Origin of the sequence: Synechococcus sp. O70.2 (assembly GCF_047462135.1) — a bacterium.
Classification (GTDB): Bacteria; Cyanobacteriota; Cyanobacteriia; order Thermostichales; family Thermostichaceae; genus Thermostichus.
The window spans coordinates 190,853-212,543 of the sequence record NZ_JANSIS010000003.1; the positions used below are offsets into that span (position 1 = coordinate 190,853).

Annotated in this window: 21 protein-coding genes; 15 read left to right on the forward strand and 6 right to left on the reverse strand. The window is 59.2% G+C overall.

Annotated elements, in window-relative coordinates; translation table 11 throughout:
* Positions 1 to 83 precede the first annotated feature (83 nt).
* Positions 84 to 2,135, forward strand: a complete 2,052-nt coding sequence (locus NW812_RS05295) for a prolyl oligopeptidase family serine peptidase (protein WP_414394756.1) — start codon at positions 84 to 86, stop codon at positions 2,133 to 2,135.
* On the opposite strand, the gene eno is transcribed toward NW812_RS05295, so the two are convergent.
* On the reverse strand, positions 2,132 to 3,430 hold the full coding sequence (eno, locus tag NW812_RS05300) for a phosphopyruvate hydratase (protein ID WP_414394758.1): 1,299 nt from the start codon (positions 3,428 to 3,430) through the stop codon (positions 2,132 to 2,134). The two genes, NW812_RS05295 and eno, sit on opposite strands and share 4 nt — an antisense overlap.
* Before the next feature lie 182 nt (positions 3,431 to 3,612).
* Between eno and NW812_RS05305 the strand changes: the two genes are divergently transcribed.
* The 6 genes from NW812_RS05305 (at position 3,613) to NW812_RS05330 (ending at position 8,728) form a co-directional block, all read left to right on the forward strand.
* Entirely contained in the window at positions 3,613 to 4,017 is a 405-nt protein-coding gene (locus NW812_RS05305; protein ID WP_414394759.1) for a universal stress protein, read from the forward strand.
* A 156-nt stretch (positions 4,018 to 4,173) separates the two neighbouring features.
* Entirely contained in the window at positions 4,174 to 4,536 is a 363-nt protein-coding gene (locus NW812_RS05310; protein ID WP_414394761.1) for a ferredoxin-thioredoxin reductase catalytic domain-containing protein, read from the forward strand.
* Positions 4,537 to 4,636: 100 nt separating this feature from the next.
* Positions 4,637 to 4,753, forward strand: a complete 117-nt coding sequence (locus NW812_RS05315) for a photosystem II reaction center X protein (protein ID WP_414361544.1) — start codon at positions 4,637 to 4,639, stop codon at positions 4,751 to 4,753.
* 61 nt (positions 4,754 to 4,814) lie between these two features.
* Complete coding sequence (locus tag NW812_RS05320) at positions 4,815 to 6,263, forward strand: glycosyltransferase (RefSeq protein WP_414394762.1); 1,449 nt, start codon at positions 4,815 to 4,817, stop codon at positions 6,261 to 6,263.
* 94 nt (positions 6,264 to 6,357) lie between these two features.
* Positions 6,358 to 7,719 (forward strand): proton extrusion protein PcxA, encoded by a 1,362-nt coding sequence (gene pxcA / locus NW812_RS05325; protein WP_414394764.1) that lies wholly within the window; start codon positions 6,358 to 6,360, stop codon positions 7,717 to 7,719.
* A 52-nt stretch (positions 7,720 to 7,771) separates the two neighbouring features.
* Positions 7,772 to 8,728 carry an NAD-dependent epimerase/dehydratase family protein gene (locus NW812_RS05330; RefSeq protein ID WP_414394766.1) on the forward strand — a complete coding sequence of 319 codons (957 nt, stop codon included), beginning with the start codon at positions 7,772 to 7,774 and terminating at the stop codon, positions 8,726 to 8,728.
* Positions 8,729 to 8,752: 24 nt separating this feature from the next.
* Here NW812_RS05330 and cobW read toward each other — a convergent pair whose 3' ends face one another.
* The 3 genes from cobW to psbD form a co-directional block, all read right to left on the reverse strand.
* Positions 8,753 to 9,793 (reverse strand): cobalamin biosynthesis protein CobW, encoded by a 1,041-nt coding sequence (cobW, locus tag NW812_RS05335; RefSeq protein WP_414394767.1) that lies wholly within the window; start codon positions 9,791 to 9,793, stop codon positions 8,753 to 8,755.
* A gap of 136 nt (positions 9,794 to 9,929) precedes the next feature.
* Positions 9,930 to 11,309 (reverse strand): photosystem II reaction center protein CP43, encoded by a 1,380-nt coding sequence (psbC, locus tag NW812_RS05340; protein WP_414394769.1) that lies wholly within the window; start codon positions 11,307 to 11,309, stop codon positions 9,930 to 9,932.
* Positions 11,310 to 11,444: 135 nt separating this feature from the next.
* Complete coding sequence (psbD, locus tag NW812_RS05345; protein WP_414394770.1) at positions 11,445 to 12,503, reverse strand: photosystem II D2 protein (photosystem q(a) protein); 1,059 nt, start codon at positions 12,501 to 12,503, stop codon at positions 11,445 to 11,447.
* Positions 12,504 to 12,894: 391 nt separating this feature from the next.
* On the opposite strand from psbD, the gene NW812_RS05350 reads away from it, so the two are divergent.
* From NW812_RS05350 to NW812_RS05365, 4 genes are all read left to right on the forward strand, one after another.
* Positions 12,895 to 13,002 (forward strand): PetM family cytochrome b6-f complex subunit 7, encoded by a 108-nt coding sequence (locus tag NW812_RS05350; protein WP_414394772.1) that lies wholly within the window; start codon positions 12,895 to 12,897, stop codon positions 13,000 to 13,002.
* An 86-nt stretch (positions 13,003 to 13,088) separates the two neighbouring features.
* A complete protein-coding gene (locus tag NW812_RS05355; RefSeq protein WP_414394774.1) occupies positions 13,089 to 13,853 on the forward strand; it encodes an SDR family oxidoreductase in 765 nt (254 codons plus the stop codon).
* A gap of 68 nt (positions 13,854 to 13,921) precedes the next feature.
* Positions 13,922 to 15,181, forward strand: coding sequence for a sensor histidine kinase (locus NW812_RS05360; protein ID WP_414394775.1), 1,260 nt, complete (start codon positions 13,922 to 13,924; stop codon positions 15,179 to 15,181).
* A gap of 134 nt (positions 15,182 to 15,315) precedes the next feature.
* A complete protein-coding gene (locus NW812_RS05365) occupies positions 15,316 to 15,579 on the forward strand; it encodes a helix-turn-helix domain-containing protein (protein ID WP_414394776.1) in 264 nt (87 codons plus the stop codon).
* A gap of 85 nt (positions 15,580 to 15,664) precedes the next feature.
* Here NW812_RS05365 and recJ read toward each other — a convergent pair whose 3' ends face one another.
* The gene (recJ, locus tag NW812_RS05370) at positions 15,665 to 17,911 is read right to left on the reverse strand and encodes a single-stranded-DNA-specific exonuclease RecJ (protein WP_414394778.1); all 2,247 of its coding nucleotides are present in this window, start codon (positions 17,909 to 17,911) and stop codon (positions 15,665 to 15,667) included.
* A gap of 72 nt (positions 17,912 to 17,983) precedes the next feature.
* The gene (locus tag NW812_RS05375; protein WP_414394779.1) at positions 17,984 to 18,148 is read right to left on the reverse strand and encodes a conjugal transfer protein TrbI; all 165 of its coding nucleotides are present in this window, start codon (positions 18,146 to 18,148) and stop codon (positions 17,984 to 17,986) included.
* Positions 18,149 to 18,374: 226 nt separating this feature from the next.
* Here NW812_RS05375 and NW812_RS05380 point away from each other — a divergent pair, with 226 nt between their 5' ends.
* From NW812_RS05380 to NW812_RS05395, 4 genes are all read left to right on the forward strand, one after another.
* A complete protein-coding gene (locus NW812_RS05380; RefSeq protein ID WP_414394781.1) occupies positions 18,375 to 19,304 on the forward strand; it encodes a metallophosphoesterase family protein in 930 nt (309 codons plus the stop codon).
* A 69-nt stretch (positions 19,305 to 19,373) separates the two neighbouring features.
* Positions 19,374 to 20,120 carry a phosphoadenylyl-sulfate reductase gene (locus NW812_RS05385; RefSeq protein ID WP_414394782.1) on the forward strand — a complete coding sequence of 249 codons (747 nt, stop codon included), beginning with the start codon at positions 19,374 to 19,376 and terminating at the stop codon, positions 20,118 to 20,120.
* Between the two features lie 524 nt (positions 20,121 to 20,644).
* On the forward strand, positions 20,645 to 21,187 hold the full coding sequence (locus NW812_RS05390; RefSeq protein WP_414394784.1) for a DUF3110 domain-containing protein: 543 nt from the start codon (positions 20,645 to 20,647) through the stop codon (positions 21,185 to 21,187).
* Positions 21,188 to 21,263: 76 nt separating this feature from the next.
* On the forward strand, positions 21,264 to 21,680 hold the full coding sequence (locus tag NW812_RS05395; RefSeq protein WP_414394785.1) for a hypothetical protein: 417 nt from the start codon (positions 21,264 to 21,266) through the stop codon (positions 21,678 to 21,680).
* Positions 21,681 to 21,691: the final 11 nt, after the last annotated feature.

The window sequence follows — 21,691 nt, forward strand, 5'->3', positions numbered from 1 at the left end:
TCGGCTTCTACTATAGCGAGGCTTGCCCCCCGGCGGTTTTAGGCTTCTGCCATAGTGGAATTGGCCTCTTGCTCTCCGTCTCTATGCTCAACTACCCTCCTAGCCATCCGGATCCCACCGTTGTCGACATCTACCATGGCCAGCCAGTGCCGGATCCCTATCGCTGGCTGGAGGATCTAGACTCTGAGCGGACGCGGGCCTGGATCGAGGCGCAAAACCAGCTTACCTTTGACTACTTGCGGCGGATCCCGGCGCGGCAGCGGCTCCTGGAGCGCCTAACCCAGCTCTGGAACTACGAAAAATACAGCCAGCCTTTCAAAGAAGGGGACCGCTACTTCTACTTCAAAAACGACGGCCTGCAAAACCAGAGCGTTCTCTATACCCAAGAGAGCCTGGAGGCCGAGGCCCGGGTTTTGCTAGATCCCAACACCCTTTCCGAAGATGGCACCGTGGCCCTTTCGGGCATTGCCATCAGCCGCGATGGGCGCTACTTGGCCTATGGCCTCTCCCGCTCCGGCTCCGACTGGCAAGAGTGGAAGGTGCGCGATATTGAAACGGGAGAAGACCTGCCGGATCACTTGCGCTGGATTAAGTTCTCTGGGGCCAGCTGGACGCCGGACGGACAGGGGTTTTTCTACAGCCGCTACGACGAGCCGCCCCCTGGCAGGGAATACGAAAGCGCCAACTACTTCCAAAAGCTCTACTACCACCGCCTGGGCACTCCCCAGTCGGAAGACCTCTTAGTCTACCACCGCCCTGACCAAAAAGAGTGGGGCTTTGCCGGCGGGGTTACCGAAGATGGCAACTACCTCATCATCTCCGTCTGGCGGGGCACGGATCCCAAAAACCTCCTCTTCTACAAAGACCTGCGGGATCCCAACCTGCCGGTGGTGGAGCTTATCCGCGAGTTCGAGGCCAACTACAGCTTTGTCGGCAACGACGGCTCCCGCTTTTGGCTGCTCACCGACCTCAACGCCCCCCGGCGGCGACTGGTGGCTATTGACCTCGACAACCCAGGGCAGGTGCAAGAGGTGATCCCTGAAGCCGAGGAGACCCTGCAAGGAGTTAGCCTCATCAACAACCAGTTTGTTGCCTTCTACCTCAAAGACGCCCACACCCAGATCAAGACCTTTGCTCTAGACGGCACCTACCTGGGGGAAATTCCCTTGCCAGGGCTGGGATCCGCCAGCGGCTTTGGCGGCAAACGCTATGACACCGAAACCTTCTATACCTTCACCAGCTTCACCACCCCGCCCACCATCTACCGCTACGACTTCACCACTGGCAGGAGCACCCTATTCCGTCAGCCGCAGGTGGACTTCGATCCCCAAGCCTATGAGGTGCAGCAGGTGTTCTACCCTAGCAAAGACGGCACCCGCATCCCCATGTTCCTCGTCCACCGCCGTGGCCTGGCTCGGACAGGGGATCACCCGACCCTGCTGTACGGCTACGGCGGCTTTGGCATCTCCCTGACTCCCAGCTTTTCGGTGGGCCTGGTGGCCTGGCTGGAGATGGGAGGGGTTTACGCCCAGCCCAACTTGCGCGGCGGCGGCGAATACGGGGAAGCCTGGCACCAGGCGGGCACCAAGCTCAACAAGCAAAAGGTGTTCGACGACTTCATCGCCGCGGCTGAGTGGCTAGTGGCCAATGGCTACACCAACCCCTCCAAGTTGGCCATCTCTGGTGGCAGCAACGGCGGCCTCTTGGTAGGGGCTTGCCTGACCCAAAGGCCGGATCTCTTTGCGGCAGCCCTGCCCGCCGTGGGGGTGTTCGACATGCTGCGCTTTCACAAGTTCACCATCGGCTGGGCCTGGATCTCGGAGTATGGATCCCCGGAGGACCCAGAGGAGTTCAAGGCCCTCTACGCCTATTCCCCCCTGCACAACCTCAAGCCCGGCACTGCCTATCCCGCCACCCTAATTACCACTGCGGATCACGACGACCGCGTGGTGCCGGCCCACAGCTTTAAGTTTGCCGCTGCCCTGCAAGCAGCCCAGGGGGGATCCCAGCCCATCCTCATTCGCATCGACACCAAAGCCGGCCACGGAGCCGGCAAGCCCACCACCAAGCTTATCGAAGAGACCGCCGACCGCTGGGCCTTTTTGGTGGAGGTGCTGGGGATCCAAACAGACTAGCGACTCCGTGCCGGCAGGGCCCGAGGGCCCAGGCCCACCCGACCAGCATAGACGGCTGCTTCCCCCAGCTCGTCTTCGATGCGCAGCAGTTGGTTGTACTTGGCAATGCGCTCGCTGCGACAAAGGGATCCAGTTTTGATCTGGCCGGCGCGGGTGGCCACCGCCAGGTCGGCAATGGTGGTGTCTTCCGTCTCGCCGGAGCGGTGGCTGATGATGGTGCGAAAGCCCGCCTGAGCGGCCAGTTGAAGGGTCGAGACCGTTTCTGTCAGCGTGCCAATCTGGTTGAGCTTGATCAAAATGGCGTTGGCCACACCGCTGTCGATGCCTTTCTGCAGCCGAGCTGGGTTGGTAACAAACAGGTCGTCCCCTACCAGCTGCACGCGAGATCCCAGTTGAGCAGTCATGGCCTGCCAGCCAGCCCAATCTTCTTCGGCCAGACCATCTTCAATGGAAAGGATGGGATAGTTGGCTAGCAGTTGCTCGTAGTAATTGACCATCTGCTCGGCGCTGCGGGCTTTGCCCTCAAAGTGGTACTGCCCATCCTCCAGCAGTTCATTGGCCGCTACATCCAGGGCCAAGGCGACCTCTTCCCCTGGCTTGTAGCCCGCTCGTTCAATAGCGGTTATCAACAGATCCAAAGCGGCAGCGTTGGAGTCGAGGTTGGGGGCAAATCCCCCCTCATCTCCTACCCCCGTGGACAGCCCCTTCTGTTGCAGCACTTGCTTTAGCGCCGCAAACACCTCCGCCCCATAGCGCAGCGCCTCGCGAAAGCTAGGTGCCCCAATGGGCACGAGCATGAACTCTTGAATATCGAGGTTGTTGTCGGCGTGGGCGCCGCCGTTGAGCACATTCATGAGCGGCACTGGCAGCAGGTTGGCAAAGGGTCCGCCCAGGTACCTGTACAAAGGCAGGCCCACCGCATTGGCAGCCGCCTTAGCCGTGGCCAAAGAGACCGCCAAGATGGCGTTGGCTCCCAGTTGCGACTTGTTGGGGGTGCCATCCAGATCGATCATCAACTGGTCGATGCGGGCCTGGTTGAGGGCATCTTCTCCCCGCAGCTCCGACTGGATGGGGCCAAGAATGTTTTCCACCGCCCTCAACACGCCCTTGCCGCTGTAGCGCCTGGGATCCCCATCCCGCAGCTCGTGAGCCTCAAAAGTGCCAGTCGAAGCGCCACTGGGCACCTGGGCCAAGCCGGTTGCTCCATTGGCCAGGCCCACCAGAGCTTCTAAGGTCGGTTGTCCCCGCGAGTCGAGGATCTCATGGGCGGTAATCCACTCGATGGCCGTTTCCACAGTTGCACCTCAGCAATTGGCTAGACAGTTCTGGCCAAAGCCCAATTGCCAATAGACTAGTGGATTTTCGCCCCTAGATCCCTTTGCTTCCGGAAAACTTTAACGGCTTGCCCCTGTTTCAAGAGCAGCGGAAGTAGAATAGGCAGAGTAGTCCGGGTGGGGTGGAGGGGGAATCTGCGACTATGTTCGAAAGACTGCTCTTTCCCATCGACAACTCGCGGGAAACCAGCCATGCCCTGCCGCTGGTGGCGGACATAGCGCAGCGTTACAAGAGTCAGGTATATCTGCTCTCCGTCCTAGACAGTACAGAGCTAGACCCAGAGCAGGTGGAGCAAGCCCGCCAAACTATCCACAACCTGCTCAAACACGCTGAGGCTGGCCTGCAGCAGATTGGGATCCAAAACGTCAAGAGCGAGTATCGCGAGGGAAAAGTTCCCTTCGTCATCTGCGACGTGGCCGACGAGCTGGAGATTAGCCTAATCGTGATGGGATCCCGCGGCATCAGCCTAGCCGAAGGCCGGAAAAACGAATCCGTCAGCCACCGGGTCATCGACCTCTCCCCTTGCCCAGTGCTGGTAGTACCCTGAAGAGCAGGCCTTCTCTTTCCGGGGAGTGTGTTGAAGTTGTCTCAAAATGTTGCCTTGTGTAACAGCAAGGCCGTTGTTGTTCGTGTTGAACAGGAGTCTGCTGTACAACGAAGAGCGAGGTAGCCCGGATTACTGGTTACACCCCTGGGAATCGGTATGGAAAATCAAAGTCGTGGTTACAACAAGGCCTCGCAGAGAACCTTCGAGGTGATGCGGCATTTTGCAGAAACCTACGCCAAACGCACCGGCACTTTTTTCTGCTCCGACCCCGCAATTACGACAGCGGTGATTGAGGGTCTAGCTCTGCACAAAGAGCAACTGGGCGCCCCGCTCTGTCCTTGCCGCTTCTACGAAGACAAAGAGGCGGAGGTGAAAGCTGGCTATTGGAACTGTCCCTGCGTACCCATGCGGGAGCGAAAAGAATGCCACTGTCTGCTCTTCTTAACTCCGGACAACCCCCTTGCCGGCACCAGGCAAACGCTAGAGGAGGTACACCTGGAATACCAAGCTAGCCCGTAGGGTCTCCCCGCTAGGAGACGGAGGCAAACCAGGGTCACGAAGCTGGGTATAATTGAAGGGCAGTTGGAAATGGCTATTTGCCTGAGGAGGAAACCTTTCTATGACTCCCTCATTGGCTAGCTTCCTCTGGAGCCTGGTGTACGGCGCTGTAGTGCTGGGTCTCCTCTTTGGCGCCATCGTGATTGTTAGCTATAGAGACAGGGTGCGTCGCCGCTAAAGCCTTGGCAAAGGGCTTGACCGCGGGCAAACCTTTGAGCAGCGGCGGCAAAGGTTAGGCCTTGAGCTTTGCAAAAAATCAGCTTTCCCAAAGTCTATTGCCAGCCTCTGGATGCCCTCTTCACTACTGGCAGCAGAAGAACCGTTACTACTACGAGGATCTGGAGCGGCTGCTCCGCTTCTTTCTGCCTCCAGGTCTGCGCATTCTGGAGATTGGCTGCGGTACAGGGGCTCTGCTCAACGCTTTGCGGCCCAGTGTTGGAGTGGGGATCGACCAAGATGCCGAGGTCATTGCCCAGGCCCAGCAGCAATTTCCCCACCTCCACTTTCGCCTACAGGATCTCCAGAGGTTGGACAAGCGGGATCCGGTCTTGGCCCAGCCTTTTGACGCCATTTTGCTCGTCAATACTCTCAGCTACCTGAGGGATATTCAGCAGGTTCTTGAGCAGTTGCGCTGTTTCTGCACCCGCCGCACTCGCCTTATTCTTTCCCATCACAACCCCCTTTGGGAGCCGCTTCTGAACTTGGCAACCCTTCTAAGGCAGCGCAGGCCCCTGCCAGCAGCCAACTGGCTCTCGGCAGCTGATGTGGCCAATTTGCTCCATCTGGCGGGGTATGAGGTTATCCAGCAGGGCAAGCGGTTGTTGTTGCCGCGGCGAATTCCCCTGCTTTCAACTCTGGTGAACCGCGTGATTGCCCCCTTGCCAGGGATCAACGCCCTCTGCCTGACGGAATACACGATTGCCCGCCTCCAACCGGATCCCAACTGGGATCCCCCCCCTGAGAAACAGCCCTCTTGCACCGTGATCATTCCAGCTCGCAACGAAGCTGGCAACATTCGCCGCTGCGTGGAGCAGCTGCCCGAGATGGGATCCCGCACCGAGATCCTTTTCGTAGAGGGGCATTCCAGCGACGACACTTGGGCTGAGATCCAGCGGGTTCAGGCCGAATACCAAGGGATCCGTCCCATCCAGGCTCTCCGGCAAGAGGGCAAGGGCAAAGGGGATGCGGTGCGCCAGGGGTTTGCCGCAGCCAGGGGCGACGTGGTGATCATTCTCGACGCCGACCTAACTGTCCAGGCGGAAGACCTCCCCAAGTTCTTCCGGGCGGTGGCTTCCGGGCGCTGTGATTTTGCCAACGGTTGCCGACTCATTTATCCGCTGAAACCGGAGGCGATGCCGCGCCTGAACCAGTGGGCCAACCGCTTTTTTGCTGCTCTTCTTTCCTACATCCTTGGCATTCGCGTCAAAGATACCCTCTGCGGCACCAAGGCCCTCTGGCGGGAGGACTACTGGCAAATTGCCAAGCTGCGGCAAGAATGGGGGAATTTTGATCCCTTTGGCGATTTCGACCTGTTGCTAGGGGCGGCCAAGCGCACCCTCAAGATCCTCGACATTCCAGTGCGCTATTTCCCCAGAACCTATGGCCGCTCCAACATCCACCATCTGCGCGACGGCTTGCGGCTGCTGCAGATCTGTGGCTTTGCCCTCAAGCACTTCAAGGGATCCTAAACCCTAACTCCTGCAGGGCAGTTCCCTGCCTGGCCTCTTGGGAGTTGTTACAATAGCTAGCCATTGAAAAATCAGGCCTGAGAAAAACCGCCCTATGGGGAAATCCGTACTGAGCAGGCTCGGCCAGTGGATCTCAAGTACTCCCCTCCGCTCCCTTGATCGGGCCTATCAAGCTGCCCTTCGCATCAAAGCCATTGAAAACCGCTACTTCCAGGGAGGAGTCATCGGCAGCAACGGAAGCCACGGCCAAAACACCAGCCACTACTTTCAAATCCAACTGCGCCAGCACCTGCGGCAGATTAGCCTTAGTCTAGCAGAATTTAGAGCCAGCAGTCTCTTTTCCCGCCCGCCCGATCCCGAGCTAGATGGCAGCGGCCCTCGCGTTGCTGCAGAAGTCAACGACGCCGAGGATCTTAGTGCCAAGAGCAACCCCTCCACAACCAAGGGCAAGGGGGCTGAGAGGGATCCCTCCATTTTCGAGAAGCTAGAGTTCATCGATCAGGTTATCTCCCGCTACAAGCGCCCTGCCCCTCCACTCAAGGTCAGCGCCACGCGGCTCCAGCCTCAAGAGCAAGACGAGTCAACTCAGGCAGAGCCTGCTGCTCAACCCATCAAGGCTGATAAGACCCCTCTTGAGGATGGCAGTGCCCCCGTTGCTTCTAAAACAGCCGTCCTGCCTCGCTCCCTTTTGCGCACAGCTAGGCAGATTCGCCGAGAGTTAAGTTCACAGGCAGAAGAAGAGTTGCTCCAGGAGTACCGCAGCCAACGCACGCGCACACTGGTGGCAGTTCGGTTTTTGTTGCTGCTGGCCATTTTGCCGCTACTTGTCCAGATTTTCTCGAAGCACTTTCTGTTTGGGCCGTTGGTGGATCGGCTGCAGCCTCAGGAGCCTACCCTTGTGGCTTTAAGCCACGAACTTCAAGAAAGAGCTGTTGCGGAATTTGAGCTTTTCAAGGAAAAAATGGAGTTTGAGCGGGCTTTACGTCACCAACCTCGAGAAGAGCTGGACTCAGAGTTGGAGGATCAACTTTCCCTGAAAGCAGAGGAGCTGCTGCAAAAATACAGCCGTAAGAACTTGGAAGGCCCAAAAAACATCCTTGCTGACTTGCTATCCCTGGCGGTATTTGGCTGGCTAGTCTTTGTCGGGCGTGAAGAAATTGAAGTTCTTAAGTCCTTTCTAGATCGCCTAATCTATGGCCTGAGCGATAGCGCCAAGGCTTTCATCATCATTCTCTTCACCGATGTGTTTGTTGGCTATCACTCTCCCCATGGCTGGGAAGTCTTGCTAAGTAGTCTAGCTGAGCACCTGGGTTTGCCCGAAAACCGCAATTTCATCTACGGCTTTATTGCCACTTTTCCAGTTTTTCTAGATACGCTCTTTAAGTACTGGATCTTCCGCTACTTAAACCGTGTATCGCCGTCAGCGGTGGCCACCTATCATGCTATGAATGACTAAAGCGGTACACTAGTCAGAAGCTTTTTTCACCGAGTCTTGTTGGGAAGAGCTCTTGCGAAACCTGTTTCTTACTGGCGCTAGCGGCTGCTTAGGGCACTACGTGTTGGAACGCCTAGCCCAGCAAAGAGATCCCGAGTTTCCGGAGCGGCCCGCTTACCACCTGTACGTCCTTGTCCGCAATCCCAGCCGCCTGCGGCTGCCCCTGGAGCGGCTGCCTGCTCCCATTACCTTGGTGCATGGCGATCTCCTGCACATTAGAGAACACGCCGCTTTGCTGCGGCAGATGCATGGGTTAATCCACATGGCAGCGGCCTGGGGGGATCCCTCGCTGGCTTGGGCGGTGAATGTTACCCACACCTTGGAGCTCTTTCAGCTGCTGGATCCCCAGCGCTGTCAGCAGGTGATCTACTTTTCCACAGCCAGCCTTTTGAACCAGGCTCTCGAGCCCTTGGCCATTGCTGGCCAGGCCGGAACCGACTACATCCGCAGCAAGTACGAGATGCTACTGCGGCGGCAGGAAAGCTGCTTCTGGCCGGATCGCCTGCTCACGCTCTATCCCACCCTGCTGTTTGGCGGTAGCCCCTACCACCCCTACTCCCACATCACTGCCGGCCTCAAGGATGTGCTCCGCTGGCTGGATCTCATCCGCTTTTTGCGGGTGGATGCCAGCTTCCACTTCATCCACGCTGCCGATGTGGCCGAGATGGTGGCTTACTGGGTGGCCCATCCGCCCGGTGGCGGCGATTGGGTGTTGGGCAACCCTCCCCTCTCCCTAGACGAGTGCGTGGAACAGGTGTGCGCCTATCTCAAAAAGCGGATCTACTTCCGCCTGCCTCTGCCCATCGGCTTCCTCCGCCGCCTGGCCTTTCTGTTTGGGGTGCGGCTTTCAGAGTGGGATGAGTATTGTCTGCGCCACCGCCACTTTGTCTATCCCGCCCTTTCGCCAGCAGCCCTGGGTTTGCCCTGCCGCTTCCCCACTGTAGCCTCCCTCCTGGAGGCCTACCTCTAGGCCGCTCTTGAAGGATCCCAGGGATCAGCGGGTGGCAGCTAGGGCCTGGAGCTCTGCGGCAATGCGCGCCCGGTTAAGCCGCTGACCGATAAACACCAGGCGGGTTAAACGCGGCTCTTGGGGGCGCCAAGGGCGATCGTAGTAGGTTTCAAATCGCCCTCCCACCCCCTGCAGCACCAGGCGCATTGGCTTGTGGGGCACGGCTACAAAGCCCTTCACCCGGTAGAGGCACTCCTCTTGCGCCAGTTGACGCAACTGGGCAACTAGGGATCCCGGCTCATAGCCTTCCTCCAGGCTTAGGCAGAAAGACTCAAAGGCCTCGTGCTCGTGCTCCTCACCGTGGTCGTGGTGGCTGGGGCGGCGCTCGAGTTGATCTTCCACGGCTGCGTTGAAGCCCAGGAGCACTTCTGGGGAAACCTGGCCCCGCTCGCAAGGGAGGACTTGAACCTCAGGGCGCAATTTTTGGCGCAGCCAGCTCTCCACTTGCGCTCGCTCCGCTGGCGTAATCTGATCCACCTTGGTGAGCAACACCAGATCGGCACAGCTTAACTGGTCCTCGAACAGCTCCTCAATGGGCGTCTCGTGATCTAGGCTCTCGTCTGCCTGCCGCTGGGCTTCTAGGGCCGCCAGATCTCTCACGAGCTGCCCCGCAGCCAGCGCCTGGCCGTCTACCACTGCAATCACCGCATCCACAGTGGCGCCGGTGCGAATCGTTGGCCAGCGGAAAGCCTGCACCAGCGGCTTGGGCAAAGCCAACCCTGACGTCTCAATAACAATGTTGTCCAGCTCCGCCCGCCGCTGCAACAGAGCTTCCATGGTGGGCAAAAACTCCTCCTGCACCGTGCAGCAGAGACAGCCGTTGGCCAGCTCCAGAATGGGGATGGATCCCTCCCCCTCACACAGTTGGCAATCCCGCAGCAACTCGCCGTCGATGCCCACTTCGCCAAACTCGTTAACCAACACGGCAATGCGGCGGCCCTGGTTGTTGAGCAAAAGGTGACGGATCAGCGTCGTCTTGCCGGATCCCAAAAATCCCGTGATGACGGTCACTGGGACTTTGTGCATCTTCTTCGAAGATTCAGCTCTTCAGCTCTCCCAGTCTCTACCCTCGCCGCCTTCCCCGCCAATCCCGACCAGGGGGATCCCAAAAAAAGGCCCCCCACTGGGGGCCAAAGGTGCTAGTTGGAAAGACCTGCACTTTTTATCGGATTGGCTTCATCCGATAGACGGGCTCGTCCTCGCGGCTAATTCCTTTCTCAAAGCCGGCAGCAGCAGCACGGGCGCGACCGGCGTGCCACAGGTGGCCGACGAAGAACAGGAAGCCCAGAATGAAGTTATGGGCCGCCAGCCAAGTGCGCGGGCTGGTGAAGTTTACGGTGTTGATCTCAGTAGCCACACCTCCCACCGAGTTCAGGGATCCCAACGGGGCGTGGGTCATGTACTCCACCGCACGGCGAGCTTGCCAGGGCTGAATGTCGTTTTTCAGCTTGTCCAGATCCAAGCCGTTGGGCCCCAGCAGCGGCTCCTTCCAGGGCGCCCGCACATCCCAGAAGCGCATTGTCTCGCCCCCAAAGATGATCTCACCCGTGGGAGAGCGCATCAGGTATTTACCCAGACCTGTGGGCCCTTGGGCTTGGCCGATGTTTGCCCCCAAGCGCTGGTCGCGCACGATAAAGGTGAGGGCTTGCGCCTGAGAGGCTTCCGGTCCCGTGGGTCCGTAGAACTCACTGGGGTAGACAGTATTGTTAAACCAGATGTAGCAGGTGGCAATGAAGCTCATGAGCGAAACCGCCGCCAAGCTGTAGGAGAGATAGGCCTCTCCCGACCAGATAAGGGCGCGGCGAGCCCAGCCAAAGGGCTTGGTGAGGATGTGCCAGATCCCACCGGCAATGCAAATGATGCCGATGTAGATGTGGCCTCCAATCACATCCTCCATGTTGTCGACGCTAATAATCCAGCCCTCGCCTCCAAAAGGAGACTTAAACAGATAGCCGAAGATTACCGCTGGGTTGAGGGTGGGGTTGGTAATGACCCGCACATCTCCACCGCCGGGAGCCCAGGTGTCATAGACACCGCCAAACCACATAGCCTTGGCCACCAACAGGAAAGCCCCCAGCCCCAGGAGGATGAGGTGAATTCCCAGGATGGTGGTCATCTTGTTCTTGTCTTTCCAGTCGTAGCCAAAGAAGGGGAAAGACTGCTCCAGGGTTTCCGGGCCGCGAATGGCGTGATAAACACCCCCAAACCCCAGCACGGCACTGGAGATGAGGTGCAGCACACCAATCACAAAGTAGGGGTAGGTGTCCACCACCTCGCCGCCAGGGCCAACTCCCCAGCCCAAGGTAGCCACATGGGGCATCAGGATTAGGCCCTGTTCGTACATGGGCCGATCGGGCGTGAAGTGAGCCACCTCGAAGAGCAGCATCGCTCCCGCCCAGAAGACCATCAGGCCAGCATGGGCTACGTGGGCACCCAAAAGCCGACCGGAGAGATTGATCAAGCGGGCATTCCCAGCCCACCAGGCAAACCCGCCCTGGGTGCGATCTTGTACCACTACAGAACCAATTGTTGTTGAGGTCACAGAGACCAACCTCCAATCGTCAGGACAATTGATTGATTGGCTAAGTGGAGGCACCTGCCGTTGGGATCCCTAGCCGCTGGGATCCGCAGGAGGGGATCCCTTGGGCAGGCGCTCAATTACAGCTAACTGGGTAGATTAGAGGGCGTTGCCGCGGGGGAGGACTTCCTCAGGGAACTCAAAGTGCTCATGCGGCTGGTCCTGAGGCGCCATCCAGGCCCGGATCCCCTCGTTGAGCAGGATGTTCTTCGTGTAGAACGTCTCAAACTCGGGGTCTTCCGCCGCCCGCGTCTCCTGACTGATAAACTCATACGCCCGCAGGTTCAGCGCCAACCCCACTACCCCAATGCTCGACATCCACAATCCGGTTACCGGCACAAACAACATGAAGAAGTGCAGCCACCGCTTGTTGGAGAACGCTATCCCAAAAATCTGGCTCCAGTAGCGGTTTGCCGTCACCATGGAGTAGGTCTCTTCCGCCTGCGTCGGCTCAAAAGCCCGGAACGTGCTTGCTGCCTCCCCATCCTTGTAGAGGGTATTCTCCACCGTTGCCCCGTGGATAGCACACAGCAGCGCTCCACCCAGAACGCCAGCTACTCCCATCATGTGGAAGGGGTTCAGCGTCCAGTTGTGGAACCCTTGGAAAAACAGCAAGAAGCGGAAGATGGCGGCTACCCCAAAGCTGGGAGCGAAAAACCAACTGCTCTGTCCCAGGGGGTAAATCAAAAACACGCTTACAAACACGGCAATTGGCGCGCTGAAGGCAATGGCGTTGTAGGGCCGCACCCCCACCAAACGGGCAATTTCAAACTGCCGCAGCATGAAGCCAACCAAGCCCAGGGCGCCGTGGAAGGCCACAAAGGTCCACAGGCCGCCAATTTGACACCAGCGGGTGAAGTTCCCCTGGGCTTCTGGACCCCAGAGCAGGAGCAAGCTGTGCCCCATGCTATCGGCTGGGGTGGAAACGGCCACCGTCAAAAAGTTGCACCCCTCCAGGTAGGAGCTGGCCAGGCCGTGGGTGTACCAGGAAGTTACGAAGGTAGTGCCGGTCAGCCAGCCGCCCAGGGCCAGGTAGGCGCAGGGGAACATGAGCAGCCCTGACCAACCGATGAAGACAAATCTGTCGCGCTTGAGCCAGTCGTCGACGACGTCAAACCATCCTCGCTCCTGGCGTACGCGTCCCACTGCTATGGTCATAGGACGATCTTCTCCTTAGTTAAAGATGAGAACGCTAGTGAAGCTACAAACTTCGCCTCCTAGAGGCAAGACCGCGGCCTAGGTATAAAAACTCAAACCCTGGAACTTCTCGAGAAGCCACAGGGCTCGTGGCAAGCTACCTCAGAGCCAGCGGACAGGTTTCACCGTCCTTGGCCTTGCTTAGCCCAGGCCAGTAAAGACTTGTAAATTGCTTCTCATTATAGAGGCAGGGAACCCGCTCTTAGCAAGTCTGAGGTAACCGTGAACTTTACAAAGCGCAACCTTGGCAGCTCTCTTGCGCTTGAGAGAGGCTACCTCGCTGCTGGTAAGGTTCAGGAGCAAAATCCGATATCCTAAGACAAGGACACTGCACTTCATCGAAGGCAAATCCATGGCTAGCGAGATCTTGACCATTGCGGGAATTTCTCTGGTTTTGACGTTGGCGGGCGTGGCGCTTGGGTATGGGATCCTGCGCATCACCCAAGGGGGGGCTGAGTAGAGGATAGGCAGCCAATCGGAGAAGGGAAGGGGTTAAACCAAGGCGTTGGGCAGGGATCCCAGCACCCCTCTTTGGGCAAGCCGACTATGCTGGAAAACGCGATTGTGCTCATCACCGGCGCCAGCAGCGGAATCGGCGCAGCCTGTGCCAAGCTTTTTGCCCGTTCTGGAGCCAAGCTAATCCTAGTAGCCCGCCGTCAGGAGCGGCTGCAGGCGCTGGCCACAGAATTGCAGCAGGCCTACGGCACTTCCTCCTACCTGCTGACTTTGGATGTGCGGGATAGGGCAGCCGTGCAGCAGGCGCTGCAGTCTTTGCCGCCGGCCTGGGCCGAGATCGACATTTTGATCAACAACGCCGGCCTTAGCCGCGGCTTGGACAAGCTCTACAGCGGCGCTGTGCAAGATTGGGAGGAGATGATCGATACCAACATTAAGGGCTTGCTGTATGTTACCCGCGCCGTCTTGCCCGGGATGGTGGAGCGGGGCCGGGGCCACGTGGTCAACATTGGCTCGATTGCTGGTCGGCAGACCTACCCTGGCGGCGCTGTCTACTGTGCCTCCAAAGCGGCCGTGCGGGCCATCTCCGAGGGGCTGAAGCTGGATCTGCTCGGCACCCCCATTCGCGTTACCGAGATCCAGCCCGGCTTGGTGGAAACCGAGTTTAGCCAGGTGCGCTTCCGCGGCGACTGCGAGCGGGCGGCGGCGGTCTATCGGGGCCTCACCCCCTTGACGGCGATGGATGTGGCCGAGGTGGTGCTATTTGCCGTCACTCGTCCCCCCCACGTCAACCTAAGCGAAGTCTTGCTCGTGCCCACCGACCAGGCCACCACGACGATGGTGCACCGCCGCTAGGGAGGCAGGACCCGTATCCGTTCACTCCCTCATCCCTGGGCGACAATGGCGGCAAAGGGGGTGGGCTCATGGGAGTGGAAGGCGGGATCCTCATTGGGTTAAGCATTGGCCTTGTCGGCATGCTGATCTTGTGCTGGCAGAGTCGACGCCGCTTCAGCCGCCAACTGCAAGAGTTGGGATCCCTGATGCACCTGGCCCTGCCGCTGCAGCCGCCTGAACAGATGCTCAGCCGGCTTAGCCGCCACCTTCGCCAACAAGAACTGGAGCAGGCTAGCCAAAGACAGTATCTCCTGGACTGGCAGTATCTCAGCCAGCGTCTGCCCTGGGGATATTTGCGGGTGGACGAGAACAACGTGGTGCTAGAGTGTAATCCTGCCGCCCAGCGCCTGCTGCGCATTAGCCACTGGCAGCCGGGCATCAAGCTTTTGCTGGAGTGGGTGCGCTCCTACGAGTTGGATCAGCTCATCGAAGCCACCCGCTGCCAGGAAGCTGGCGCTTCCGTCCAGAGCCGCGAATGGGTCTTCTACCCTCCCGGTGGCGAGGACAAACCGGTTCCGCTGCGGGCTTGGGGGCTGCCCCTGCCCCAGGCCCATGTGGCCATCTTTTTGGAAGACCGCCTAGAGGCCACGCTGCTGGCGCAACAACGGGATCGCTGGGCCTCGGACGTGGCCCACGAGCTGAAGACTCCCCTCACCTCGATTCGTCTCCTGGCGGAAACTCTGCAAAGCCGAGTCGATGCCGCGCAAGCGGTTTGGGTGGAACGACTGCTAAATGAGACGCTGCGCCTCAGCCAGCTGGTGCAAGACTTGCTGGAACTGAGCGCTCTCAACTTGGGGGCCGGATCCCGCTCCCAATGGCGCTGGGTAGATCTAGCCGCCTTGGTGCGAGAAGCCTGGCAGAGTCTAGAACCGCTAGCCAAGCCCCGCCACCAGGAACTGCACCTAAGCAGCTCCTCTCCCCTCTATCTCTGGGGAGATGAGCAACGCCTCTATCGCCTCATCCTCAACCTCTTGGATAATGCCGTCAAATATGGCGGGCCTGGTTCTCCTATCCACGTGAGCCTCTCCGAGGAGGGATCCCAAGTGCGGCTGGAGGTGTACGACCACGGCCCCGGCCTGCCGGAGGATCAATTTGAGCTGGTCTTTCAACCCTTCTACCGCACCGACGCGGCGCGGGCCCGCAGCAAAGGCGGCACTGGCCTTGGCTTGGCCATTGTGCGCCAGATTGTGGAACTCCATGGGGGTACGATCCGCTTGCGCAATCATCCGCAAACCGGTGGGCTGTGGGTTCAGGTGGAATTGCCCCGCCAGCACCCCGATGCCTTGTAAAGCAAAAGACGGCTGGCCCCTTTCCCTTTCGTCGACAGGGTCTAAAAAGCTCAACTCACGGATTATCCATTGGGGAGGCGATCCCCTAGAATGACTCTAGGTAATCCTTACAGTTCGTACCTCAGGCGTTGGGCATGGGCGCAGACTACCATTGCGCGGATCTGCTGTCGGAACGGGAACTGCAGGTCCTGGAGTTGGTTGCGGCTGGCATGACCAATCAGGACATTGCAAAGCGCTTGGAAATCAGCAAGCGCACGGTCGATAACCACATCAGCAACATTTTGAGCAAGACGCGAACGTCAAACCGGGTTGCTTTGGTGCGATGGGCGCTGCAATGGGGAAAGGTGTGCCTGGATCAGGTCAACTGCTGCGTCTTGAACAACGACAAAATTGCCTAATCCTCCTCGGCGAGCACCCCAGGGACAGGGAACAAGGGTAGGGCAGCGCATGCCCTGCTGAGGTGTTCTCAAAGGGTACCTTAGCTCAGGCGGGGGAAAAAGCCAGCGGCACGGGATCCGGTTGCAGCAGCCGTTGACACAGCTGGGCAATCTGGGCTGGGCTAGCCTCGTCTAGCCAGCGGTGGAAGGCCTGGGATTCGCGGATCCGGCTGAGCAGCCCGGTGGAGATCTGTTCCGATCCCTCCAGGGCTTCTAGCCACTGCTGGGGCAGGCCAGTAGCTGCCGCCAGGGCAGCGGGATCCCAGGGTTTTGCCTGCCCTAGTTCTCGCAGTTGGGCAAGTTGCTGAGGGAGGCGATCCCAGGAGTGGGCAGAAGCAGCCAGGATCAGGGTTTGCGGCTGCACCTGCTGCAGTAGTTGGGCCAAATCTGCCGGCAACCAGGGCCAGCAGGCCAGTACAAGAGTTGTTTTAGCTGAGGGGGGCAACGGCTGCCTAAGAGGAAGAGGTTGCCCAGTGTAGTAGAGGGCTTTCTCCAAAGAATCCGGCAGGGGGCGTTGCCGGTAGTCTTGGATTTGGAGGCGAGGGGCCGAAACAGCAGGGGCCTGCCAGTTGCCAGAGGGACGCACCGCCAGCACTGTACCTCGCCAGGGCTCTTTGCTGTCGGCTTCCAACCGCAGGGCAATGTCCACAGCTGGGCAGTTTTGCCACTGTTCCGGCTCTTCGCCAGCTCCCCAAAACCAGAGGGTACGGGATCCCGCCCTACCTTTGAGCTCAAACCTGAGATGGCGGCCATCCCCAGAGGCTCTTAGAGTGGATTTAGTGGGGCGGAAGTTCATCAGGGCTACGATGGGGTTGGGGTTGCCGTGCCCAAAGGGCTGTAGAAGCTGCAACTGCCGATACACCTCGTCTAGCTCCGCCACCCCATCCCGGCCCTGAGAGGCCAGCAGAGTCCAGTCGAGGAGAATCTCCACCGCCAGGGCGCGAGCTTGCTGATCCGGGCTAACCCGCGCCGCTAGCTCCCGCCGCAATGTCAGCTGCACAGCGGCCAGGCAAGCTAGATCGAGTTGGATCCCCGCGGCCATGGGGTGTCCCCCTCCTCGTCGCAGGAGAGGACGCACCGCCTCAAGGGCCTCTAGCAGGTTTACCCCTGGAATCGAGCGGCCTGACCCATAGCCCAGCCCTGTGCTCTCGTCTTTGGCAATCAACACCGTTGGGCAACGGTATTCCTCCGCCAAGCGGGCCGCCGCAACTCCCAAAACCCCTGGGTTCCAGCCACTGCTGGCCAAGACGATGGCTCGCTCTCGTGCCAGATCGAGGCTTTCCACCTGCTGCCTGGCTTCCTGTAGCACCTGTTGGGTGAGCTGCCGACACTCTTCGCTGAGGGCGACGAAATGCTTCACCAGCGTCTGAGCCCGCTGCGGATCCGAGGTGGTCAGCAGCTCCACTGCTAGCCTAGCGTCTTCCAAGCGGCCAATGGCGTTCAGCTGGGGAGCAAGGCGAAAGGCAATGTCCTGAGCTGTTAGCGCTCCTGGGGATGGGCAGTTGCTCACCCAATCCAAAAGAGCCCGCAGCCCTGGACGCTGCGTCTTGGCCAGCACGGGCAACCCCCGCTGTACTAGGTAGCGACACTCCCGCTGTAACACGGCAACATCGGCCACGATCCCCACCGCCACCAGATCTAGGTGCTCCTCGACGCCAGGAATTCCCAGCGCTTGATAGAGGGCCTCCGCTAGCTTGTAGGCCACCCCCACCCCTGGCAGGAAGCGCAGGGGGTGCTCCTCCGGCAGGCGCAAAGGGTTGACTACCGCATAGGCAGGGGGCAAGGGATCTGGCAGGGCGTGGTGATCCATCACGATCACGTCCACCCCTCGGGCTTGGGCCAGGGCAATCTCGGCAGCATTGCCGATGCCGCAGTCCACCGTTAGAAGTACTTGGCAACCCTGAGCCAGCACCTGCTGGAGCCGCTGGGCATTGAGCCCATGTCCCTCGCGGCTGCGCAGCGGTAGGGTGAACTGGACTTGGAAGCCCAAGGGTTGTAACGCCGAGAGCAAAAGACTGGTGCTGGTGACGCCATCGCAGTCAAAGTCCCCCCAAATGCAGAGGGCTTCTCCTTTTTCCCTGGCCTCCAGTAGCCGCCGCACTGCCCGCTCCAGATCCGGCAGGGATTCCGGCGGGGTGGGGGAATAGAAGCTGGGATCCACGAAAGCCCGCACCTGTTCCCGGCTGTGCAGCCCGCGCAAGGCTAGCACCTTGGCCGCGTACTTGCCGTATTCCCGGCTCAGCTCTGGGTCAAACTGAGGCGGAGTGGGCAGCAGATCCCAGCGGTACTCCATGCAAGCTGGCTAGGGATAGAGCTCCTTAGGAGCGTATCAAAAAGGGTCTAGGTTCGGATCCCTGTCGAGTTGCTATTGACAGCAGTGGGCGGCTATGCAGCAAGGGGAGGGGTGGTCATGGTCGTGAGTAGCACAAGCTTGGCTGCAGTAGAGCTGGCCTTCGTAGCGATAGCCTTGGCTGCTCTCGAAGCTGCAGTTGCAGTGCTCGCAGGCGCAGCGAACAAGGGTGCTAGACATGGGTTTTTCTCCTTCTTTTCGAAGATCCGCGTCTCTATACCCTAGCGGTTGTTGGACAACGAGGCTGAAACGAGAATCAAACTCACGCCTGGCTGTCCAAGTGGCGGCAGCCTGCCTATTGCCACCTCCTCTCTCCTGCTGAAAGAGGAGGCTAAGAAAAGTCAATAGCTCCTGGGCAAGTTATTAACTATGATGCGGGCGTGAGGTGTGAATAAGTACCTAGGCAATGGCCACGGAACGGATTCGTTTTGCGCAGGTCTCAGACATTCATCTGATGCCGGAGACGGCATGCCGCTGGTGGTGGATGTCCGATTCACCTCGCCGCCAGTTGGAAGCAGCCGTTGCCCATCTCAACCAGGTGCCGGATCTGGACTTTGTCGTGTTTACCGGCGACTTGGTGGATCAGGCAGATCCAGAAAGCTTTGAGCTATTCCGGGAGATTCTTGCCCAGCTGCGGATGCCCTACTACCTCAGTCTTGGCAACCACGATGTCGACACCCTGCAAAGAAAGGGGCGCTTCGACCGAGAACAATTTATCCGCTGGTGCCAAAGCCAATTTCCCCTCTTTCCGGCTCCCACGGGCTATGTCGATTACAGCCTTTCTCCTCTGCCCGGGATTCGCCTCATTGCCCTTGACGCCAGCCTGGGACCTTTTCCCCTGCCCCAGGGGGTGCTGCGCCCCTCGCAACTGCATTGGCTGGGCGAACATCTGCAAGCAGTTTCAGAAGAATGGCTAATCTTGTTAATCCACCAGCCGCCTTTTATCTCCCCCACCCAAATGGACGCGGTTGTGTTCCGCAACTACCAGCTCCAGAAGCAGGCAGCTGCCGCCCTCCATGCTCTCTTGGCTGACCATGGACGGGTGGTGGCAGTGTTGAGTGGGCATCTACATGTGCCGAAAGTCCATGTACGAGATGGGATCCCCTACCTGACAGCCCCTCCCCTGGTGGGGCCAGTCTCGGCACTGCGGCTGTTCGAGGTGGATTTGAACCCCCGGCGAGGGATCCTGCGCTACCACTGGGTTCACCTACCGGAGCCAGGACCCAGACCGCTCTGGCATGGTTTCCTGATGGGGAGACGTCGGGATCGCTGGGGAGAGATCCCCCTGCGCGCCAGAGGAGCTCGATCTACCCTGCTACCTGTTGCAGCTCGATAAAAGTCCTAAAGCTCGACCGAATTAGTGTAGATTAAGAAGGCAAAGCAGCTGGACTCGGCGTCTCTCCCTATGAGTGCAACCCTTTCTTCCTCTACCCACTGGGAACAGGCAGCCCAGGAGGTGCAAAAGCGGTATCAGCCCCAGGTAGCTGCCCTGAGCGAACGCTTTGAGCCCCTTTCCGCAAGCGACTTGCTGGCCTGGGCTGTATCTGAGTTCGGGGATGGGCTGGTACTTGCCTGCAGCTTTGGCCCAGAAGACCTGGTGTTGATTGATTTGCTCACTGCTATTCGCCCGCAGGTGCGCGCCTTTTTCCTGGATACCGATTTTCACTTCCCCGAAACCCTACAACTGCAACAACAGGTGCTGGCCCGCTATCCCCATTTGCAACTGGAGGTCTTTAAGCCTCTGCTGACACCGGAAGAGCAGGCGGCGCAACACGGGCCAGAACTGTACCGCACCAACCCCGACCTTTGCTGCCACCTCCGCAAGGTGGAGCCCCTGCACCGCGCTCTGGCCAATTGCACCACCTGGATTACGGGAATGCGTCGGGAACAGGCTCCTACCCGCGCCAACATTGGCAAGGTGCAGTGGGATAGCAAGCGCAACCGCCTCAAGCTCAACCCCCTCGCCGACTGGACAAGCGGCCAGGTGTGGAAGTACATCCTCGACCACGGGATCCCCTACAACCCTCTCCACGACCGCAACTACCCCAGCATTGGCTGTATGCCCTGTACAGCCCCAGTGGAGCCAGGCGCGGATCCCCGCTCTGGTCGGTGGAAGGGTATGGCCAAAACCGAGTGTGGCCTGCACACGTAGCCTATGAACACTGCTCCTGTTCTGGAGGTGGTTCAGCTTGAGGTCACTCCAGGCTCGGAAGCTGCTTTTGAAGCCGCCATCGGCCAAGCTTTTGTCTATGACGGCAGCACCAACTGTAGCGCTGTCTGGAGCACCCCCAGCAATATCTACTATCCCTGGAGGCTCATCTGGTTACCTTCCGGCAATCGGAAAACTTTATTCGGTGGTGTGCGCTTATTGAGCCCTACTTTGCCCGGCCACCCCAGGTGTTCAATACCAGCTAGTTCCCGGATCCCTTGGGGTCGGCAGATAGCGGAGGCTCTCTCTGGCGGTGCCATGGCTTCTGCTAGCCTAGTCTGTGCTTTGGGCTCAGCAGGGATTTCCTCGAAAAACGTGGTGTGGCCTCAAGGCCACTGTTCTTCGGCAAAAACCCTTGGCTGCCGAGATTTGCCCCCTAAGCTTTGTCGACGCCCAAGTTCCCCTCCCGAGATCCTCAGAGCGGCTAGTCTAGACGATGATAGAGGACACTCTAGCGGAGCAGATCAATGGATACTACTGAGGCTCTCCAGGTGCTCAATCTACCGCCAGATGCCAGCGAACAGGAAATCCGGAGGAAATGGTTTCGGGAATACCAAGCTCTCAGCGCCGCTCTTCTTGAGCTGGACGACGAGCGACAAAGACCCTTGCTGGAGGCTCGGCTGGCGCGGCTCAACGAGGCGCGGGATGTGTTGTTGGGCAATGGATCCCAGGCGGAGACGGGACTGTCTGGGGTGAGCTCGGAAGGGCTGCCCCCCCAAGTGATCGTGCTGCTGTACCAAGCCAACGGTCAAGAAGGGATCTGCACCCGCCAAATTGGGGGCCAGGACATTGTCATTGCCTTTGAGAGCCTCTTTGGAGCGAAAAAGTATGCCCAGAGGCTGGCTCAGCAGGGGCTGCCCAAGCCTGTGGCCGAGCGCTTCGACACGCAGGAGATCGTCGATTTTTGTCGCGCAGGGGGCTATGGGTTGATGGTGGTTCCCGCCAGCGAGGTGCTAGAGCCGCTGCCAGAGAGTACGGAAGCGGCGCGCAATTGGCAAGGCAAATCCTGAGGAGCTGGTCACGCCGGTCAGGAGGGTCTTCTAGATTACCGCCGAGCCAATCTCTGCAGAGGAGTTTCGCCAGATCATGGAGGCAGCTCTGGAGGCCTGCTGTGAGGCTTTTGGCCTAAGGGCAGAGTACCTGCGTCCTGAACAGCAACAACTGCGGTTTTGGGTCATGCTGGCCCTCTGCCTGCTGGTGATTGCTTTGGTGATCCTCCTGGGAGTTCGGGATCCCGGTTATTGGCTGCTCTATGCAGTGGCCGTCCTGTTGCTGGGAGTGGTCTTTCTGGGGTTGCTCTGGGTTCTCCTGGAGTTGCGGCAAAACCTGCGTCGCATTCGTCAGCGCTGGCAAGAGGCCCATCTCCTGAATAGCCCTGCCGAGATCATGGAGTTTGCCAGCGATCTCGCCTGCAAGGTTAAAGAATACAACCGCTGGGTGCAAGAGCTGCAACAATCGCGGGAGGGGGAGCCACTATTGGCAAGATTTTCGCCAACTCAGTGAGGCCGAACAGA

What these genes read in the sequence shown, in the direction of transcription:
- NW812_RS05385 (WP_414394782.1), top strand. Translation starts at nt 19,374, where the DNA reads ATGAGTGCAACCCTTTCTTCCTCTACCCACTGGGAACAGGCAGCCCAG.
- NW812_RS05395 (WP_414394785.1), top strand. Translation starts at nt 21,264, where the DNA reads ATGGAGGCAGCTCTGGAGGCCTGCTGTGAGGCTTTTGGCCTAAGGGCA.
- NW812_RS05305 (WP_414394759.1), top strand. Translation starts at nt 3,613, where the DNA reads ATGTTCGAAAGACTGCTCTTTCCCATCGACAACTCGCGGGAAACCAGC.
- NW812_RS05295 (WP_414394756.1), top strand. Translation starts at nt 84, where the DNA reads ATGCTCAACTACCCTCCTAGCCATCCGGATCCCACCGTTGTCGACATC.
- recJ (WP_414394778.1), bottom strand. Translation starts at nt 17,911, where the DNA reads ATGGAGTACCGCTGGGATCTGCTGCCCACTCCGCCTCAGTTTGACCCA.
- NW812_RS05310 (WP_414394761.1), top strand. Translation starts at nt 4,174, where the DNA reads ATGGAAAATCAAAGTCGTGGTTACAACAAGGCCTCGCAGAGAACCTTC.
- NW812_RS05375 (WP_414394779.1), bottom strand. Translation starts at nt 18,148, where the DNA reads ATGTCTAGCACCCTTGTTCGCTGCGCCTGCGAGCACTGCAACTGCAGC.
- NW812_RS05355 (WP_414394774.1), top strand. Translation starts at nt 13,089, where the DNA reads ATGCTGGAAAACGCGATTGTGCTCATCACCGGCGCCAGCAGCGGAATC.
- NW812_RS05315 (WP_414361544.1), top strand. Translation starts at nt 4,637, where the DNA reads ATGACTCCCTCATTGGCTAGCTTCCTCTGGAGCCTGGTGTACGGCGCT.
- NW812_RS05365 (WP_414394776.1), top strand. Translation starts at nt 15,316, where the DNA reads ATGGGCGCAGACTACCATTGCGCGGATCTGCTGTCGGAACGGGAACTG.
- NW812_RS05380 (WP_414394781.1), top strand. Translation starts at nt 18,375, where the DNA reads ATGGCCACGGAACGGATTCGTTTTGCGCAGGTCTCAGACATTCATCTG.
- psbD (WP_414394770.1), bottom strand. Translation starts at nt 12,503, where the DNA reads ATGACCATAGCAGTGGGACGCGTACGCCAGGAGCGAGGATGGTTTGAC.
- NW812_RS05360 (WP_414394775.1), top strand. Translation starts at nt 13,922, where the DNA reads ATGGGAGTGGAAGGCGGGATCCTCATTGGGTTAAGCATTGGCCTTGTC.
- cobW (WP_414394767.1), bottom strand. Translation starts at nt 9,793, where the DNA reads ATGCACAAAGTCCCAGTGACCGTCATCACGGGATTTTTGGGATCCGGC.
- NW812_RS05390 (WP_414394784.1), top strand. Translation starts at nt 20,645, where the DNA reads ATGGATACTACTGAGGCTCTCCAGGTGCTCAATCTACCGCCAGATGCC.
- NW812_RS05350 (WP_414394772.1), top strand. Translation starts at nt 12,895, where the DNA reads ATGGCTAGCGAGATCTTGACCATTGCGGGAATTTCTCTGGTTTTGACG.
- pxcA (WP_414394764.1), top strand. Translation starts at nt 6,358, where the DNA reads ATGGGGAAATCCGTACTGAGCAGGCTCGGCCAGTGGATCTCAAGTACT.